The sequence below is a fragment of the Hoylesella buccalis ATCC 35310 genome, assembly GCF_000177075.1.
Taxonomy (GTDB): Bacteria; Bacteroidota; Bacteroidia; order Bacteroidales; family Bacteroidaceae; genus Prevotella; species Prevotella buccalis.
Map to the genome: position 1 here is coordinate 1 of NZ_ADEG01000083.1, position 540 is coordinate 540.

The following is a 540-nucleotide window of genomic DNA, read 5'->3' on the forward strand; positions in this document are numbered from 1 at the left end:
GACGACCGCATCTTCATAGTCCTTCACCGTCTCGCTCTTTACAAAGGACAGATAGAGAGGCTTTCCGCTCTCCGTATCCAATGCGAGCAGCACACCGAAGTTTCGACCCCAATACGTTACGTCCAGATGGACAAAACCACTTCCGTTTAGTGGAGGTTGCACCCACTCACACTTGATGTTATGTAACCTACGCTTGACCGTAGAGGCTTATCCTGAAGCGTACCGATAGTTCGTTGATCGTCTGCTTCTGTTGTTGATAAGCAGTCCACAATTCATCATCGCTCAATTGGAAACCGGAGCGAAACTGATAGCCGCAATCCTGACATTTATACAGTTGTACACCTTTGCGAACACCATTCTTTTTCGTATGCGTACTGCCACACACACGACATCTCATTTTGAACATACTAACTTTGAATTTTGAGGCAACTTAAATGCCCATAAAGTTAGTGTACATCGGAAAGATACCTATGTCTCAGCCTGCAAAATGAGCTATTGAGCAATTTGAATCGTCAATTTAGTGCTGAAGGTATCTTGAAT

At 44.3% G+C, this 540-nt stretch carries 1 pseudogene; it reads right to left on the minus strand.

Annotated features, from left to right (window positions below):
* Window positions 1–406 (minus strand): annotated as a pseudogene (locus HMPREF0650_RS13805) (IS256 family transposase, variant Zn-binding type); the annotation flags it as partial.
* Between the last annotated feature and the right edge of the window lie 134 nt (window positions 407–540).